General features: G+C 66.3%; 14 protein-coding genes. 10 read left to right on the plus strand and 4 right to left on the minus strand.

Going from position 1 to position 16,178, the window contains the following annotated elements; genetic code table 11:
* Nucleotides 1–9 precede the first annotated feature (9 nt).
* Entirely contained in the window at nt 10–3,498 is a 3,489-nt protein-coding gene (locus ABRP24_RS12450) for a TM0106 family RecB-like putative nuclease (protein ID WP_349848490.1), read from the minus strand.
* Between the two features lie 145 nt (nt 3,499–3,643).
* Between ABRP24_RS12450 and ABRP24_RS12455 the strand changes: the two genes are divergently transcribed.
* Nucleotides 3,644–4,027, plus strand: coding sequence for a hypothetical protein (locus ABRP24_RS12455; protein WP_111058127.1), 384 nt, complete (start codon nt 3,644–3,646; stop codon nt 4,025–4,027).
* Nucleotides 4,028–4,127: 100 nt separating this feature from the next.
* On the plus strand, nt 4,128–5,855 hold the full coding sequence (locus ABRP24_RS12460; protein ID WP_301630114.1) for a hypothetical protein: 1,728 nt from the start codon (nt 4,128–4,130) through the stop codon (nt 5,853–5,855).
* A 24-nt stretch (nt 5,856–5,879) separates the two neighbouring features.
* Here ABRP24_RS12460 and ABRP24_RS12465 read toward each other — a convergent pair whose 3' ends face one another.
* Nucleotides 5,880–6,107 carry a DUF1653 domain-containing protein gene (locus ABRP24_RS12465; protein ID WP_258373722.1) on the minus strand — a complete coding sequence of 76 codons (228 nt, stop codon included), beginning with the start codon at nt 6,105–6,107 and terminating at the stop codon, nt 5,880–5,882.
* 91 nt (nt 6,108–6,198) lie between these two features.
* On the opposite strand from ABRP24_RS12465, the gene ABRP24_RS12470 reads away from it, so the two are divergent.
* The 7 genes from ABRP24_RS12470 to ABRP24_RS12500 all read left to right on the plus strand — a co-directional run bounded on the left by ABRP24_RS12470 (nt 6,199) and on the right by ABRP24_RS12500 (nt 13,592).
* Nucleotides 6,199–6,951, plus strand: a complete 753-nt coding sequence (locus ABRP24_RS12470) for a hypothetical protein (protein ID WP_349848494.1) — start codon at nt 6,199–6,201, stop codon at nt 6,949–6,951.
* Between the two features lie 91 nt (nt 6,952–7,042).
* Nucleotides 7,043–7,522, plus strand: coding sequence for a thioredoxin family protein (locus ABRP24_RS12475; protein ID WP_349848496.1), 480 nt, complete (start codon nt 7,043–7,045; stop codon nt 7,520–7,522).
* Nucleotides 7,519–7,998 carry a DUF4395 domain-containing protein gene (locus tag ABRP24_RS12480; RefSeq protein WP_349848498.1) on the plus strand — a complete coding sequence of 160 codons (480 nt, stop codon included), beginning with the start codon at nt 7,519–7,521 and terminating at the stop codon, nt 7,996–7,998. Before ABRP24_RS12475 ends, ABRP24_RS12480 begins: the two co-directional genes overlap by 4 nt.
* Before the next feature lie 181 nt (nt 7,999–8,179).
* Nucleotides 8,180–9,067: a MurR/RpiR family transcriptional regulator gene (locus tag ABRP24_RS12485; protein ID WP_349848500.1), complete on the plus strand. Its 888-nt coding sequence runs from the start codon at nt 8,180–8,182 to the stop codon at nt 9,065–9,067.
* Between the two features lie 8 nt (nt 9,068–9,075).
* A complete protein-coding gene (gene murQ, locus ABRP24_RS12490) occupies nt 9,076–9,999 on the plus strand; it encodes an N-acetylmuramic acid 6-phosphate etherase (RefSeq protein WP_349848502.1) in 924 nt (307 codons plus the stop codon).
* 45 nt (nt 10,000–10,044) lie between these two features.
* Nucleotides 10,045–11,580 carry a PTS transporter subunit EIIC gene (locus ABRP24_RS12495; protein WP_349848504.1) on the plus strand — a complete coding sequence of 512 codons (1,536 nt, stop codon included), beginning with the start codon at nt 10,045–10,047 and terminating at the stop codon, nt 11,578–11,580.
* Nucleotides 11,581–11,948: 368 nt separating this feature from the next.
* Nucleotides 11,949–13,592: an Eco57I restriction-modification methylase domain-containing protein gene (locus ABRP24_RS12500; protein ID WP_349848506.1), complete on the plus strand. Its 1,644-nt coding sequence runs from the start codon at nt 11,949–11,951 to the stop codon at nt 13,590–13,592.
* A 106-nt stretch (nt 13,593–13,698) separates the two neighbouring features.
* Here ABRP24_RS12500 and ABRP24_RS12505 read toward each other — a convergent pair whose 3' ends face one another.
* Together ABRP24_RS12505 and ABRP24_RS12510 are read right to left on the minus strand one after the other, a co-directional pair.
* Nucleotides 13,699–14,472 (minus strand): protein NO VEIN domain-containing protein, encoded by a 774-nt coding sequence (locus tag ABRP24_RS12505; protein ID WP_349848508.1) that lies wholly within the window; start codon nt 14,470–14,472, stop codon nt 13,699–13,701.
* Nucleotides 14,472–15,977 (minus strand): DEAD/DEAH box helicase, encoded by a 1,506-nt coding sequence (locus tag ABRP24_RS12510; RefSeq protein ID WP_349848546.1) that lies wholly within the window; start codon nt 15,975–15,977, stop codon nt 14,472–14,474. Before ABRP24_RS12510 ends, ABRP24_RS12505 begins: the two co-directional genes overlap by 1 nt.
* On the opposite strand from ABRP24_RS12510, the gene ABRP24_RS12515 reads away from it, so the two are divergent.
* On the plus strand, nt 15,927–16,082 hold the full coding sequence (locus ABRP24_RS12515; RefSeq protein ID WP_349848548.1) for a hypothetical protein: 156 nt from the start codon (nt 15,927–15,929) through the stop codon (nt 16,080–16,082). The genes ABRP24_RS12510 and ABRP24_RS12515 overlap by 51 nt on opposite strands.
* Nucleotides 16,083–16,178 lie beyond the last annotated feature (96 nt).

Below are 16,178 nucleotides of genomic sequence, written 5' to 3' on the forward strand. Positions count from 1 at the left end.
GTCACTCCGCTACGGGTCGACGAGCTCGATGAAGCGGGACAACAGAGACAGGCCCGCGATCGACGGGGGCAGTCCGGTGGTCAGCGCCGGTGAGTGCACGAGGTACGCCGCCCACTTCGCCCGCGAGATCGCCACGTTCAACCGGTTCGGCATGAGCAGGAAGTCGAGGCCGCGTGGGATGTCCGCCGCACTCGACGCTGCCAGGGACACGATCGACACGACGGCCTCTCGGCCCTGGAACAGGTCGACCGTGCCGACCTGGGTGCCGGTGAAGCCCGCGCGGTCGAGCTCCTGCCGGATCAGTGCTCCCTGTGCGTTGTACGGCGCCACCACGATGACGTCCTCGTCGGTCAGGGCACGGGTGTCGGAGCCGTCCGTCCAAGTGCGGCCGACGACGTCACCGACGAGTGCGACGACCCGGGCGGCCTCTTCAGCAGAGGACGTCGTGTTGCCCGCGTGCACGACCGGCACGGGGTGCACACCCGCGGCGATGCCGTCGAGGTGCCGGCCGGAGACCATCGAGGCGAGCTGCCCGTCGTAGGACAGGGCCGAGACGGATTCGGTCAGCGCGGGCTCCATGCGGCGGGTGCGGGCGAGGAAGTACCCGAACTCAGGCGGTAGGACGTGTTGTCCGTCAGCGAGCCAGCCGAGCGCGGACTCGTCAACGGGCTCGGGGTGCGAGCCCTGCGACACCTGGGGCAGCTGCTGGGGGTCCCCGAGCAGCAGGAGCCGGGTCGCGGCGACCGACGACGCGATGGTCGGTGCGAGGGAGAACTGTCCGGCCTCGTCGACCACGAGCAGGTCGAGCGAACGACGCTCGATCGTCGACTCGTTCGCGAAGGTCCACGCCGTGCCACCGACGACACCGCCGGTACCCGAGGCCTCGCACGAGGACAGGAACGCGGCGACCGCGGCACCGTTCTTCACGGGGGTCCAGGCTGCGGCGTCGAGCTCGTCCTCGGTTGCACCGGACTTCGGCACCTTCACGACCCGGTCCGCGGGGACGCCGGCGTTCACGACCGAGGTCAGGAAGTTCTCCGACGTCGCGTGCGACTGTCCGACGACCCCGACGCGCCAGCCGTACTCGCGGACGAGTCTGGCGACGACGTTCGAGCCGACGTAGGTCTTGCCCGTGCCGGGAGGGCCCTGGATCGCCAGGTACGACCGGTCGAGGTCGAGCAGGGTCGAGACGACGGCCGACACCGTGTCGTCGCCCTGCACCGGCACGATCGGACCACGAGGGGGCACCCGTCGCAGCAGGTCGAGCGCGGGGTCGGGCAGCATCTCGGGCAGCTCGTCGAGCACGGCCTGACCCCACCACGCGATCGCCTCGGGCTGCGGCTTCGCGCGGGGCGGCGCCGACGGGGCAAGCGCCACGGGGAACTCGTGGTGCGGCTCGCCGCCGACGGGCAGTCCCTCTTTCACGAGGACCTCGACGGCATCGCCGTCGTCCTGGACGTCCACGATCACGGCGCGTGACGAAGCGCCCTTCGACCCGGGGCCCGGGGAGGCGACCGATGGCGGAAGCGGGTCGTCGTACACCAGGTGGGGCGTGCCTCCAGGCCGGAGCCGCGAACCGGGCGCGAGCGTCCCTGACAACCGGAGTTCCCGGGACTGCGACCGGGCACGCGGCAGCGTGTCCCAGTCGCGCTCGACGGAAGCTCGCTCCACGACCAGGACGTCACGCGTGTCGGCCCAGTCGTCGACCGGGTTCCGCAGGCGGTCGAAGTGGTCCTGCCAGAAGGTCTTGGCCTCGCGGCGGTGGTAGTCGATCGCGGCCGCAGCGAGCGCCAACGCGGTCTGGTCAGGGGTGCGGTCGAGGGCGTCGACGTCCTCGAGCTGCGCGGCCAGCGCGACGGACACCGGATTGGGCTCGCGCTCGACGGGGATCGGAGGGACCTCGAGCTCGAGCGCCGGGTCGGCCGCATCGGGGTCGGCGGTGCGCAGCGAGCGGGCCCAGTCGCGCAGGCGCAGGGTCGAGCGGCAGTCGTAGGCGTTGTAGTCGGCGACCTGGTCGAGCATCCGCTGTCCCTCGGCGGCGTCGCCGTTCCGGAGCTCGTCGATCGCGTCGACGTAGGCGGTGATGCTGTCCGCGGCGTTCGTGACGTCGCTCTCGCGCAGGTCCGACCCCATGTACAGCGGTTCGAGCTTCTTGATGGAGTAGCTGTGGCTGCCGACGACCAGGGCCTTGCGGACGATCGGGTACAGGTCGACCAGGACCCCGGCGCGGAGCAGGTCGTCGACGGCGTCCTCGCCCACGCCGTGCCGGGCAGCGAGTGACAGCAGGTGCGTCCGCTCGTAGGCCGCGTAGTGGTAGATGTGCATGCCCGGGTACTGCTGCCGCCGGGCTTCGATGAACGCGAGGAACTGCTCCAGCGCAACTCGTTCGTCGCGGATGGTGTGCGCCCAGAACGCGGTGAACTCGGCGCGGTCGTCGACCAGGCCGAACAGGTAGTCGAGGCCCCAGTGCACGCCGTCCTCGGTGTGCAGCGGGTCGCCCTCGAAGTCGAAGAAGACGTCGCCCGGGTCCGGTGCCGGGATCGCGTCGAGCGCGCGGGCGTCGAGTACCTCGAAGCGCGGCTTGACGGGCTGGTCCGGCCCGTCGGCGCCCTTCCGTCGGGCGTCTTCCGACTCGATCTGGAGGCTCGCCTGACGCACCAGCCGATCCTGCGTCGCGCGGGACAAGCCCGGCACTGCCCGGGTGCGGACCGCCAGGTCGTCGATCGTCCGCACCTCGTGCTTGATCAGCTTCGCCCGTTGGTCGAGGCGCATGCCCGCGACGAGGACGAGGTCGCGGTGCTCGGCGACCTGGGTCGAGCAGACGTCGCAGCGTCCACAGCTCGAGTAGCGCGGGTCGCCCCACCGCAGCGGTTCGTCTGCCGCGATGCGCTCGGCGATGACCCGCTGGAGTTCGGCGCGCTGCGTGCGGTACACCGGCGCGATGTCGGCGAGGTCGTGCGTGGTCGTCGTCCGGTCGCCGAGCACCAGATGCACCTGCTCACCGGTGGGGATGCCGTGCGCCTGCATCTGCTCGGTATACGCGGCGAGCTGCAGCAGGGCGCTGATCTTGGCGTGGCGGGCGAGCTTGGTGTCGTAGACCTCGTACTCGCCGCGGTCGTTGCGGATGATGAAGTCCGCGAAGCCGATGAACCCGGGCTCGTCGGCCGTCGGTGCTGCGTGGAACGTCGGCTGGTACAGGACGTCGGCACCGTCGGCGAAGGCCTGTCGTGCTTCGGCTGCGGCGCGTGCGTAGTCCGGCGGGGCGGGGCGGTCGAACTCGACGACGTTGCGGGTCTGCTTGAGGATGTCGAGGTAGTCGAGCTCGTGCTGGTCCCCGAGCCGAGCCGTGCGTTCGAGCATGTCGTCGTGCACTTCGGGCAGGGCGTCCCCGCGACCGAGCTTGGCGTCGAGGCGGCGGAGGAACGCCCACTCGCAGGCCGACCACGTCGACAGGTCGCTGGGGCTGAGGACGACGCCGCCGTCACTCGTGATCTGCATCCTGCTCCCCCGTCTCGTGTGGTGCCCTGCGAGCCTAGGGGCGGCCGCCGACACGGTCGGCGATCGACGTCACGAACGACGAGCGGGCTGCTGCTACTGTCCCGCTGACGACAGGTGGCGTCGCGACGGACCGAAGGGTTGAACGGTGGGGTTGTTCAAGACCGCAGAGGAGAAGGAGCGAGCCCGAGCGCAGGCTGTCGCGAAGAAGGCTACGAACGCGGAGCGAGCCGCACAGCGACGTCACGACGAATCCCCGATCGGACGCGCAGAACTCGCACTCGCCGCAGGGAAGGCCTTGTTCGAGCTCTCCTTGCCCGTCGAGAGTGACGACGGCCGAACGCTCAGCGATATCGAGGCGATCGGTTGGCGCCTGCAGCACACCGGGTACGTCCATGAGGTGTCGATCTCTTCACTCAGCAACACGCAGAACCAGCTCGATCAGGTGTTCTCGAGCGGGCGAGTCGTCGGCGTGTACGTCTTCCGACGGGACGCTGTCGCACCGACGGACGCTCCTGACTCCGTAGGCTGACCGCGGTTAGCCACGACCGCGGAGGACACAGATGCCAGAACGCCCGACCCTGCTCTTCCTCCACGGTGTCGGGAAGGGAGACCCTGACGGCGCTTGGCGCGTGGCCCTCTCGGGCGCACTGGTGCGCCTCGGCTACCCAGCGATCGGAGCGGACGCCTTCGTTGCGCCGCGGTACGCGCACCTCCTGAACGGCACTGACGACGCCGATCGTGTCCCGCCGATCACGAGCAAGCCACTCCGGCGCGAGGATGCGCGGAGGAACCGGCGGGAATTCGAAGGCCGAACTGCGGCGATGGAGTTCCGCGTCGGTCAGAACGATCTCGGAACGGGCTACGACCAGGCGGAGGCGGTCATCGGTGCTGCGACCGAGCTGCCGCAGTTCAAACAGGCCAGGAACTACCTGGAGCATGACGACATCCGCGCAAGCGTTCTCGTCCGAGTACTCAAAGCGCTCCCCGAGACAGGACGGCTGCTGATTCTCGGGCACAGCTTGGGATCAGTGGTGGCAGCAGACATCGTCAGACGGCTTCCGCCGGCGATCGAGGTCGTCGGGATGGTGACGATCGGCAGCCCCTTGGCGAGCCGACGTTTTTCGATCGACGACCTCACCAATGCGATGGACGAGCCGCCGACGAACCTGGGGTGGTGGGTGAACTTCTGGAACCGCCTGGACCCGGTGGCGTCACACCGCGGTCTGTCATCGGTGTTCCCGTGGCTCCTCGACCACCAAGTCGTGACGGCAGCGAATGTGCACGTCCACGATGCGGTCGCGTACCTGAGCGACCCCGCCGTCGCGACTGCCATCGGCTTCGGACTCTTCGGTTCCCACTCGCAGGAGCTCGTGCCGGCTGCCCGCGGAGTGGACACCCCGGTCGATGAGACTGAACTGCTCGGCCTGCTCGCATTGCGGTACGCCACGCATCTCCGGAACGGGCTCGACGGCGACGACCGCGAGCGTTTCGAAGGTGCCCTTCGTCATGTGCAATCCACGGTCGCGCAGGGCATGTTGACCCGTCGCGCAGCCGAAGGTCGCCCCGCCCCCGCGCGCATCACTGAGCTCACGTTCGACCTGGCCGACGTGCACGCTGCCGTTCCGGAGCCTCCCGTCGTCACGTTGCGTGACCGGAGCGCGGCGGTCGTCCCGCTCATCGTGCTCGCTTCGGGAAACGTCCTGCGGCCGTTCGAGATTGATGTTTCGAAGAAGGTCCGCCAACAGGCGATGCGCGACCTCGCTGCGGAGTCAGGTCTGGGGAGTCCGTTCGGAGATCTCGTGCTCGAGGCCACCACAACCGCTCAGAACGTGCTCAACCCTGGCCGTGGTGCTGCCTGGTGGAAGCTCGGCGCAATCGGCGTCGGTGCGGCAGCGCTGGTGGTCGCAACTGGCGGGCTGGCACTCGCGGCTGCGCCCGGTGTCGTCGGAGCGGCCGCTGTCACGAGCGCCCTCGCCGCGTTCGGCCCCGGCGGCATGATCGGCGGCCTCGTCACCGCTGGAAGCCTCATCGCAGCTGGTGGCGGAGGCATCGCGGTCGGCAGCAGCAGCCTCGCCGCCGGACTCGCCAGCCCTGACACCTCCGCTGAGGCGCTCGAATCCATCGTCACCCGACAGCTCACCGCGGTGGTCCTCCGACAAAAAGCCGGACTCGAGCAAGATCCCGCGGTCTGGCGAGCGCTCGCAGAGACGGAGCGTCAAGTCCGTCGAGAACACGAACGTCTCGATGAGTTCTCGGACCCTTCGGCACCGTCACTCAAAGAGCTGCAGCGGAAAATCTTGGCGATCGAGCGAGCGCTCGAATACATGCGAAAGCACGGCCTCGACCCAGTCAACTGAACTGCAGGAACGTCTTTGGGGCGCTCAGACCTGTACGGTCTCGACACGCACGAACCGCGGCCCGTCGTACCCGTCACGTGTCACGTGTGCCGTGAAGTCGGCGAGCGTGCGAACCCAGTGCCCCCGCTCGCCGTACAGCGCCTGGTACACGACCACGGGCTCCTCGGTTTCCACGTCACGAGCGACGAGCAGCACCTCGTAGTCGTTGCCCTTGAAGTGCCGGTAGCGGCCCGCGGTCACGTCGTCAGTCACCCGACCGAGGGTACGGCCCGAGCGGAGGGACCACGACCCCGCGTTCTGCTTGACTGAGCAGCACGGGGAACGAGCACCACGGGGGAACGACATGACCACATTGAGCACTCGCGAGCGGGACCGTCGCGCACAGCGCGTCTTCTTCGTCGTCATGGCGGTCGTCATGGCGGTCGCGGACGTCTGGCTGCACTTCCACGCCGGCGTCATCCGCCCCTCGGCCTTCTGGGTCCCCACGGTCGTCGGACTCGTGTACGGCGCCGTGGTGTGGCCGCTCGGCCTGCGTCAGGAGTCGAGGTGGTGGCCGAACCTGGTCGGGGCGGGGTTCCTCGGTGGCTTCCTCGTCCTCATCGCGACGAAGACGTTCTCGCCGTACGCCTGGTTCCTCGCGGTCGTGATCGGGACGTTGCTGTTCCAGGCCGCCCTCCCGCCGAAACGATCCGCGGCGCGGGTCGCCGCCAGGCTCCCCCTGACCGACGTGCGACCGTGGACCGGATCGGGAGTCACGGCCACGGCCGTCGAGCGCCCCTTCGGCAAGAGTCGGACGAAGCTGGCAGTCGCCCTCACCACGCAGGACGGGGCCACCGCGTTCCTGGCGATGGAGCTCGCCTCGTTCTTCGACGGTGATGCGGCGATCGCAGAATCGGCGAACGGCGAGCAGCTGACCTTCCTCACCAGGAAGGGCGTCGCGGCGAAGTCGTCCATCCTCGACGACGCGACGCCGGGGATGGCCGACGGCACGCTGTTCCTGCACTCGGCGAAGGACGAGTCGCGGCCTTCCGCCGTCTTCCGCGACGACGACGCCGCCGCGTTCGAGCAGTGGGTCCGCACGCTCCCCGAGGACTGAGTCCCCGCCGAGCCCGGCACGACGCGCGCAGCTCGGCGTCACATCCGGTCACGTTCGACAGCAGTTCGTCGGCTGCGCGTACCGTCGCCGTGTGACCTTCGGAACCGCAGTGGCCGTGCTCGTGGGGGTCCTCGCGCTCGCGACGGTCCTCGGTCTCCTGCTCCGCCACCGGACCGGTCGAGCCCGGTCGGCGGGCAGCGCCGCGTCGACGAGGCAGGACGCAGACGGCCTCGCGCTCGACACCGATTACGGCACCGCCGCCACGTTCGTCCAGTTCTCCACGCCGACCTGTGCGCGGTGCCCGGCCACCCGGCGTCAGCTCGCCTCCGTCGCAGACCAACACGAGGGCGTTCGACGCATCGAGATCGACCTCGCCGAGCACCCCGAACTCGCTCGCCGCTTCGACGTGATGCAGACGCCGACGGTCCTGCTGCTCGACGCCGACCGCGCGGTCCACACCCGCTTCGGAGGCCCACCCCGCCCACCCGAGCTCGCCGCAGCCCTTGACGCCGTCCTGACCGCAGGCAGCACGGACACCTCAAACACCACCGGCACCCAGGAGTCCCGATGACCACCACCACCGACACCGAACGCGGCGTCGACCCGCGCTCCCCCCGCTTCGGCGCCGCCATCACCACGGTGCTCCTCGCCGCGACGATCGTCCTCACGCTGATCCCCGAGACGTGGGTCGCCGGCCTCGTGCTGCTCGCGGTCATCGTCGTGCTGTTCGCCGTCGGAGGCATAGCCGGCATCCGCCGCCACCCCTACGGCGCACTCTTCCGACGGGTCGTCCGCCCACGCCTTGCCCCGCCCGCCGAACTCGAGGCCCCGGAACCCCCGACCTTCGCCCAGCAGGTCGGCCTGTTCGTGACCGCGGTCGCGCTGCTCCTCGCACTGCTCGGCGTGCCGTACGCCGCCCCCATCGGTGCCGCGGTCGCCCTGGTCGCCGCGTTCCTCAACGCCGTCTTCGACGTCTGCATCGGCTGCCTGCTCTACGTGTGGCTGGTGCGCGCGGGGGTCTTCCGTCCGCGACGCGGCGTCGCCTGACGGCGTCCAGCCTGGAGGCCCGCCGCCGCGCGCACAACCAAAGCGCAACTGCTCCACGCACGTCCGCGGCGCGGGCGCACTTTGGTTGTACGAAACCGAGTCGCACCGCCAGCGCCGCCACGTAACACGCAATTTACTTTCAGCACTGGCGCTCGCTCACGAAAGACGCTTTCATGGCGAGATGACGATCACCGAGCGGTCCGAGCGCGCCGACGCCTTCGCCCTCGTCCGCACCCAGTCGGCGAGCATGCCGTCGAGCATGCGCGCCATCGCCGACGCCGTCCTCGACGACCCGGCAGCCGCGGCCTCCACGAACGCCACCGACCTCGCCGGCCGAGCCGGGGTCTCCCCCGCCACCGTCTCCCGGTTCGCCCAGCACCTGGGCTTCGCGAACTTCGCCGCCCTGCAGCGCAGCATGACCCGCGCTGTCGAACGCGGGATCCACGAGCGTGAGTCCACCGAGATCCACGCCGGTGTCGCGGTCGACGACGACGTCACCACCGTCATCGCGAAGGTCACCGAGGACGTCCGCGCGGTGATGGCCGACACCCGCGCCGCACTCGACCCGCACGCACTCGAGGCAGCTGCAGCCGCCGTGAGCGACGCCCGACGCGTCGTCCTGTACGGCGTGGGAGCGAGCGGCATCGTCGCCCGCGACCTGCACCTCAAGCTCGAACGCATCGGCATCGTGAGCTCGATCGCCGACGACCCGCACAACGCCCTGACCCTGGCGAGCGTCATCGGCGAGCACGACGTCCTGGTGCTCGTCAGCCACTCGGGCTCCACCGTCGAGACCCTCGAGGTCGCCCACGCCGCCCGAGCCCAACACGCCACGATCGTCGCGATCACCGGCCACGCCTCCGCCCCGCTCGCCACCACCGCCGACCACGTCCTGCTCGGTGTCGCCGGTGCCGAGAGTGCCCTGCGCCCCGCAGCCATGGGCAGCCGGATGAGCCAGCTCGCCATCGTCGACACCCTGTTCATCGTCGTCGCGCAGCGCACCGACGAGCGCTCCCAGCCGCTCCTCGCCCGCAGCCGCGACGCCGTCCGCACCCACCACCGGAACTGAGCACCACCATGAACCAGACGCACGAAACCCACGACGCCCTCCGCGACGAACTCGCCGCCCTCACCACCGAGGCGACCGACCACTCGCTGGACGACATCGACACGATCTCCACGCTGGAAGCTGCCCAGCGCATGAACGCCGGAGACCGCAGCGTGCCTGCGGCACTGGAGCCGTGCCTCCCGGCCATCGCCCTGGCGGCAGACTCGATCGCCGCAGCGTTCGCGCGCGGCGGCCGGCTCGTCTACGTCGGCGCCGGCACGCCGGGCCGGCTCGGCGTCCTCGACGCCAGCGAGTGCCCGCCCACCTTCGGCACCGACCCGAGCCAGGTGGTCGGCCTGATCGCCGGCGGCGACCCCGCCCTGACCACCGCGGTGGAGGGCGCCGAGGACGACGAAGCAGCAGCCGTCCGCGACCTCGACGCGCTCGGCCTGACGGCCGACGACGTGGTCGTCGGGATCAGCGCGTCCGGCAGGACGCCCTACGTGATCGCGGCCATCCTGGAGGCACGGCGCCGCTCCGCCCTGTCGGTCTCCGTCGCGTGCAATCCCGACTCGGCCGCGGGGCGGGAGGCGGACATCGCCATCGACGTCGTCGTCGGCCCCGAGTTCATCGCCGGGTCGACCCGCCTGAAGGCGGGCACCGCGCAGAAGCTCGTGCTCAACATGCTCACCACGCTCGCGATGGTGCGCAGCCACAAGACGTACGGCAACCGCATGGTCGACGTGCGCGCGACGAACGCGAAGCTCGTCGCCCGGGCGTTCTCGCTCGTGCAGGACGCCACCGGCGCTCCCCCCGCCGAGGTCCAGGCGGCGCTCGACGCCTCGGACGGCGAGGTGAAGACCGCCATCGCCGTGATCCTGACCGGCGCCTCGGCTGCCGGCGTGCGTGCGCGCCTCGAAGCTGCTGCTGGCTCGTTGCGCGCCGTGCTGTAGACCCCGTTCCCCCTTTTCCGTTTCCTTTCCCCCGAGGAGCACGCCATGCCCGATGCACAGCAACTCGCCCAGCAGATCCTCGACGCCGTCGGCGGTTCCGCGAACATCGCCGACGTCGAGAACTGCATGACCCGCCTGCGGGTCGAGGTCGTGTCCGACTCCTCCGTCGCGCTCGAGGACCTCAAGGCCACCGACGGCGTCATGGCCGCCATCGCGGCCGGCTCGAACCTGCAGATCGTGCTCGGCCCGGGTCTCGTCGACCGCGTGGCCGACGGCCTGGAGGCCCTGCGCGCGGCCGCCCTGGCGGCTGCGGCTGGCGAGTCTGGTGCGTCGCCCGAGGAGCTCGCTGCTCGCGGTGCGTCCATCAAGGCGGCCGCGCGGTCCCGTTCCGACGGCCACACGATGCGCGCGGTCCGGAAGATCTCCGCGATCTTCATCCCCCTCATCCCCGCACTGATCGCTTGCGGGCTGATCGCCGGGATCAACGGCATCCTGACGAACCTGGGGTGGGTGCCCGGGGTGACGCCGTTCCTCGGTGTGCTCTCGTCCGGCTTCCTCTCGCTGCTCGCCGTCTTCGTCGGGATGAACGCCGCGAAGGAGTTCGGCGGAACGCCCATCCTCGGTGGTGCGGTCGGCGGCATCATCGTCGCGGCGGGTGTCGCGAACGTCACGGTGTTCGGCGAGACCCTGGCTCCCGGACAGGGCGGTGTGCTCGGTGCTCTGGCCGGCGGCATCCTCGCCGCGTACGTCGAGCGCTTCATGCGCCGGGTCACGCCGGACGTCATCGCGCTCATCGTCGTGCCGACCGTGACCGTGCTCGTCGCCGGGTCGATCACCCTCGGCGTGCTCATGTCCGTCGCCGGTGTCGTCTCGGTGGCGATCGGGACCGCTGCCACCTGGCTGCTCGCGAACGGTGGGGCCTTCGCCGGCTTCGTGCTCGGAGGGCTCTTCCTGCCGCTCGTCATGACCGGCATGCACCAGGGGCTCATCCCGATCCACACCACGCTGATCGACCAGACCGGGTGGACCGTGTTGCTGCCCGTGCTGGCGATGGGCGGTGCCGGGCAGATCGGTGCGTGCATCGCGCTGTGGGTGCGGTTCCGGTCGAACGCTTCGCTGGTGCGGACCATTCGGGGTGCGCTGCCTGCTGGGTTCCTCGGTGTCGGCGAGCCCCTGATCTACGGTGTGACGCTCCCCCTCGGGCGGCCGTTCATCACCGCATGCATCGGTGGGGCGTTCGGTGGCGGTGTCGTCGGGCTGTTCGACCAGCTCGGGCACTCCGTCGGGGCGATCGCCATCGGGGCCTCGGACCTGTCCCTGCTTCCGCTGCTGAACGGCTCGTCCGGGTACGGGTGGGCGTTGCTCGGGTACGGGTCGGGGCTCATCGTGGCGTACGTCGTGGGGTTCGTGGCGACGCTGTTGTTCGGGGTGTCCGACTCGGTTCGAGCTGATCTGGAGGAGAAATCGGCAGCCCCGGCTGGCCGTGGTACCGAAACCACGGCCAGAACATCGCCTCGAGGTCCCGTGCCACCGTCGACAAGCTGCCGCAGCCCGTCGCCCGATGACAGAACATCCGACTAGAACGGCCGGCCGGGCCCTACTGCATGCCAGAACCGCCGTTCGTCCTCTCTGGGTCATGAACGACTCATGGTGTGCACCTCGTCTGGAGTCGGTCAACTCAAGTAATTCGCGGTGCGGACTGGACTCGAACATATATACCGCTTCGCACGACCAACGCCGTCCACGAGGCCCGCGCCGACCTCAAACTCACCACCCGAACCTCCCGGACGATGCGGCCAGGTCCCCGGCGGCCAGATGCAACCTGCCGAGCGGACGCTGACGCCGGTCGAGAAGCGGACCCGCCGATGCCGAAGTAACGAATGTCACGCAGCGAGTTGGTACGTTGGAGGGCTGGCGCTTCATCGCCCAGCAGGAATGGGAAGGTTGCCGTGCAGGCTGTAGAAGACTTCATCGCGTGGTCGATTGCGCATCCGCAATCACCAGTACCCGCCGATTGGGTCCCAGGTGCAACCCTTCAAGAACGGACACGGCTCAGCGCCTGCGGCAGTCTAATGAAAACCCTCACGCACGCGACGTCCTGGAAAACATTCTTCAGTGAGCCGGACATCCGGAACTGGCTAGAGGAAGCAACGCTTCTTCCCGAAGAACTCGCGAAACCACTAAGAAACCGAACTGTCCAACAATCGGTAACTGAATTCGCTTTCCTTTACTCTGCCGCCATGAGTGGACCGAGCCGCCGCCCTTTGGGGACATTCTTCACCCCACAGCCAGAGGCGGAGATGATGCTCGACCTCTGGGACGGAATGGCTGATCCCCCGACTAACGTCGTCGATGTAGGAGCCGGAGTCGGAGTATTCACTCACGCTAGCCTTGATCGTTGGAAGACAGCAGCGGTCACCGCCGTTGACATCAATCCGATCACGCTTGGGCTTCTTCTCACTGCCCTAGAAGCCGATCCAGCAGCAGCAGCGCGTGTTGACACGGCTTTGGACGACTACATCAGCTGGACGACAAACGCCAGCTTCAAGAAATTAGATCGCGTATTATACCTCGGAAACCCCCCTTACACCCGAGCGTCATTGCTGAAGCCTGAGACTCGGGCTCGCCTTGTGGAACATACAAACGGCCTCACGAAACGCCGATCCAACCTCGCCTCGCACATGACGGCGCTCACACTCCTGCGGCTACGACCGCAGGATGGATTGTGTTTTGTAGTACCTGCGAACTGGACAGAAACCGACAACACAGCCGGACTTCGCAACTATTTAACCAAACTGACTAACCGCGACATTGCAGTTAGATTCGTCGAGTCATCAATGTTCGACGACGCCGAGGTTGACGCGGTGGTCATCGCGGTGAGCCCAGAGCGTGAAATCGGGACATTCTATGCCGGATGGTGGTATGAAAGGGAGAATATCACAGACGAGCGACCTGGCAACGACCAAGAATGGAAGAATCTCGGATCGAAGCGATCTGGTGAGCTCGAACTGTCGCCTCCCTCAGGGAAGCGATTGGGAGACTATTACGCGATTTCCCGCGGAGTCGCGACGGGCGCGAATGCCTTCTTCATCGCAAGCTCAAATGAGAGCCCTAGCTTCGGCGCAATACCAATAATCACTAAAATCCGGGTGGATGAGAAGGGCCGCGACACACCGGTCCAAAGGTACCTTCATGTCATTCGCCCGGATAGTATTCCTGGACATTCAGAGCTCAGCGAACTAGTGACGGAAGGTGAAAAGTTAGGCGTCGACAAACGCACGCTGTGCGCAAAACGAAAGAACTGGTACGACTTGAGTGCAGAAATCAAGATTCCGGACCTCATAATGAGCCCAATGTCACGGACTCGATTCCGATTTATCTATAATTCTTCGGGGGCCACTCTAACGAATAACCTTTACGGCCTAACGGCCAAAGAGGGAAACGACACCGAGACGCTCCGGAAAATATACGCCTGGCTCAACAGTGAAGAAGGGCAAGCGGTAATAGCTCACCACGCGCGTCGACAGGCAAACGGCCTACTGAAGATCGAACCAAAGGCGCTCCTCAACCTGCCGGTGACTGACGTTTTGTAACTAACTTTGCCCCAATGAACCCTGTGGCTCTCCAATCGAAGAACGAGGCCCCCGAATACCATAGGGGCGTCGACACAGGCTACTAGGGGCACGATGAACCGAACGTTCAAGGTTCAAAATGCGGAACACCTGGCCAAAGCAGAGCGACTGGATAGTCGACGCGGGCTTGCGTCCAATAACCGCTACCCCCCTGCGGGAGGAATGGCTCCAACAAATCCGCGCGAGTCCAACCTGCAATCGATTGCGAATCAACCCAAACGCAACAGATCGCCCATGATCTAGTATTTCGTGAACCTACTTCGTACTCGTGCCTGGTCAGATGGAACCTGAAGTCGGCCTCTCCCAAACCACTACGTTCGGTAGCTTTCACCTCGATCTGCCTGGGAAAACCGTCGAGCGCCGTAAAGCTCACATCCCAACCGAAGCCATCGCTTATCTTACTGTCATGGCTAATGAGCGGAATGAGTTCCTGCGCGCCAACGGAAGCGAGGCGATCTTGCAGATGGCCAATCACGAGCAGCTCGCCCTCCAATCCGACACGAGCTCTGCGCTCTAGATCTGGCAATGGCGAGGGACTTACAACTTGCACGCTTGCGAGGATGTCGGCGAGCCGCTGCTTCGCCTTGGCAACATCCAGCTCTAGAAGGCGTCGCAGGACGACGCCTCTGCGGACAGTCCCGGACTCCTCGACGAGGAGGTTGCCATCGAGTAGGTACTCTTCTGCGGCCAGCAGCTCAGGATACCGGAAACCCGCTGTCGAGCTGATTGTTCGCAGTCTTGAGTGCAATCCCAGCACGTCGACGCCTCGGTCCCCCAGCAGCTGGGCGTACCAATACATCGCATCTATCTGACGCGGCGCCAGCACCTTCTCCTCGGGCATCAACGGCCTGCGAGGTGGTGAAATACTTCTTCGAGGTCAGCGAGATCTTCCTCGAATACTGTCGTGTCGTCCTCATCGGGCAGAGCGAGGGCGGTAAGTAGAGGGTCGGCAAGCATCAGCCCGAGCCACTCCGTCTTGGCTGCCAATCGAATCGAAACCGCATCGTCAACGGTCTCTGCGGCAGTAACAATAGAAATCGTTGTGTTCTGCTTTTTCTTCAAACCGAGACGATGGATGCGGTCGATCGATTGAAGGTATTGCCCTGCATTGAAGGTGCGATCGACATATACGGCATTATGACACCAGTGATGGAGACTTACACCCTCGGCTAAAGCTGCTGGATTTGCGAGCAACACACGGCAATTGTCGTCATTCCTGAAGCGGGCAAGCTCAGACTCCCTTGTACGCTCCCCAGGTCTGGCATTCTCAGCGGTGGGAACGCCGCCCCAGATAACTGCAGGCTCCAACGCGGCCAACTGCATCTCCAGATCGAGGAGGTTCTCGGGGAAATTCGACCAGACTAAAGTCTTCTCGTCAACGGCGCTGTTGCGAGCGACTATCTGGCAAGCTACTCGAATCTTGCCTGGCATTTCGAAGTCCGGGTAGTTGTTGATCAACTCACCGAGGTGAGATCGTGGGTCGATACCCAGCGGTGGATACCGATAGGAGCGAGCCGGATCAGTGATTCCCCGCAACAACTTCGGGCTCGACGCAGCTTGAAGCAGGTGAATCGCGACTTCGCCCATCTGCGCCAGCCGGTTTCGGTCGAACCTCCGAAGGTCAAACAGGCCAGAATATTGGCTCCGCATTGCATCGTAGATCTGACGCTGTACTGGCGGGAGTTCGACGGAAACGGGTTCAAAGTCGATAGGCGGTAAATCTAGCATCGTCTTCGTAGTTCGCACGAAGAAGGGAGAAACCACCTCACTGACTCTCGCCATGGCGGAATGAGTCGGATCTCGGATGAGGGCATCGGAAGGTATGCGAGCCGAAACTCGGCGAGATGGCCACAATACATCCATGAGGGACACCAAATCGGAAGGATGATTGGGCGCGGGCGTTCCAGAGAGGATGTCTCTTCTAGAAGCTAAGGGAGCAAGCGCCATAGCCGCTCTACCCCATTCGCCAGCGGTCCCTCGCTTCACTCGGTGGGCCTCATCGAAGACGAGATGCGTTTTACTCGTCATCATTGCTGACGCGAGGACGGGCTGAGAGCTAGCCAACCGTTGGTAGTTGATCAGAACTATGTCCGCGGCGGGGAGTCTGCCTCCGCTGTACCGAGCTACGGTCGGAGGGGGATCAAGAACGGCAATCGAGTCCTCCTCCCACGACCCGAATGCAGAGAGTGGGGCGATCACTATTAGACGATCCGCTATGCCACGCGCTCTCGCAAGGGCGTGAAGAGCGAGAGTAGTTGCAGTCTTACCGGCGCCCGGAACCGAAAAGTTCGCTCCATGCTCAAGTTCGGCGAGGCGTTTGAGGTCATTGAGTTGGAACGACCGCAGCGGACGCGCAAGTTGGAAGGGGCCCCCCGCGAGGATGTCGTCGATGCGGAATTCAACGCCCTCGGTGGGGTCCCGCAAAGCAGCGGCGAAGCCTCGCGAGTCTGACACAGCGCGCGCTAGGAGGTTCGTGGCCTGATCATCCGCGCTGAACTCTACGTTGAACTCAACGCAGACGCCCCTTAGACGCTGCCGGTTCTCCAC

Source organism: Curtobacterium sp. WHRI 8282, assembly GCF_040223925.2.
In the GTDB taxonomy this organism is placed as follows: domain Bacteria; phylum Actinomycetota; class Actinomycetes; order Actinomycetales; family Microbacteriaceae; genus Curtobacterium; species Curtobacterium flaccumfaciens.

Coding starts and splice junctions, on each gene's coding strand:
- ABRP24_RS12505 (WP_349848508.1), bottom strand. CDS start 14,472: ATGCCCGAGGAGAAGGTGCTGGCGCCGCGTCAGATAGATGCGATGTAT.
- ABRP24_RS12495 (WP_349848504.1), top strand. CDS start 10,045: ATGCCCGATGCACAGCAACTCGCCCAGCAGATCCTCGACGCCGTCGGC.
- ABRP24_RS12515 (WP_349848548.1), top strand. CDS start 15,927: ATGCTCAAGTTCGGCGAGGCGTTTGAGGTCATTGAGTTGGAACGACCG.
- ABRP24_RS12480 (WP_349848498.1), top strand. CDS start 7,519: ATGACCACCACCACCGACACCGAACGCGGCGTCGACCCGCGCTCCCCC.
- ABRP24_RS12450 (WP_349848490.1), bottom strand. CDS start 3,498: ATGCAGATCACGAGTGACGGCGGCGTCGTCCTCAGCCCCAGCGACCTG.
- ABRP24_RS12485 (WP_349848500.1), top strand. CDS start 8,180: ATGACGATCACCGAGCGGTCCGAGCGCGCCGACGCCTTCGCCCTCGTC.
- ABRP24_RS12470 (WP_349848494.1), top strand. CDS start 6,199: ATGACCACATTGAGCACTCGCGAGCGGGACCGTCGCGCACAGCGCGTC.
- murQ (WP_349848502.1), top strand. CDS start 9,076: ATGAACCAGACGCACGAAACCCACGACGCCCTCCGCGACGAACTCGCC.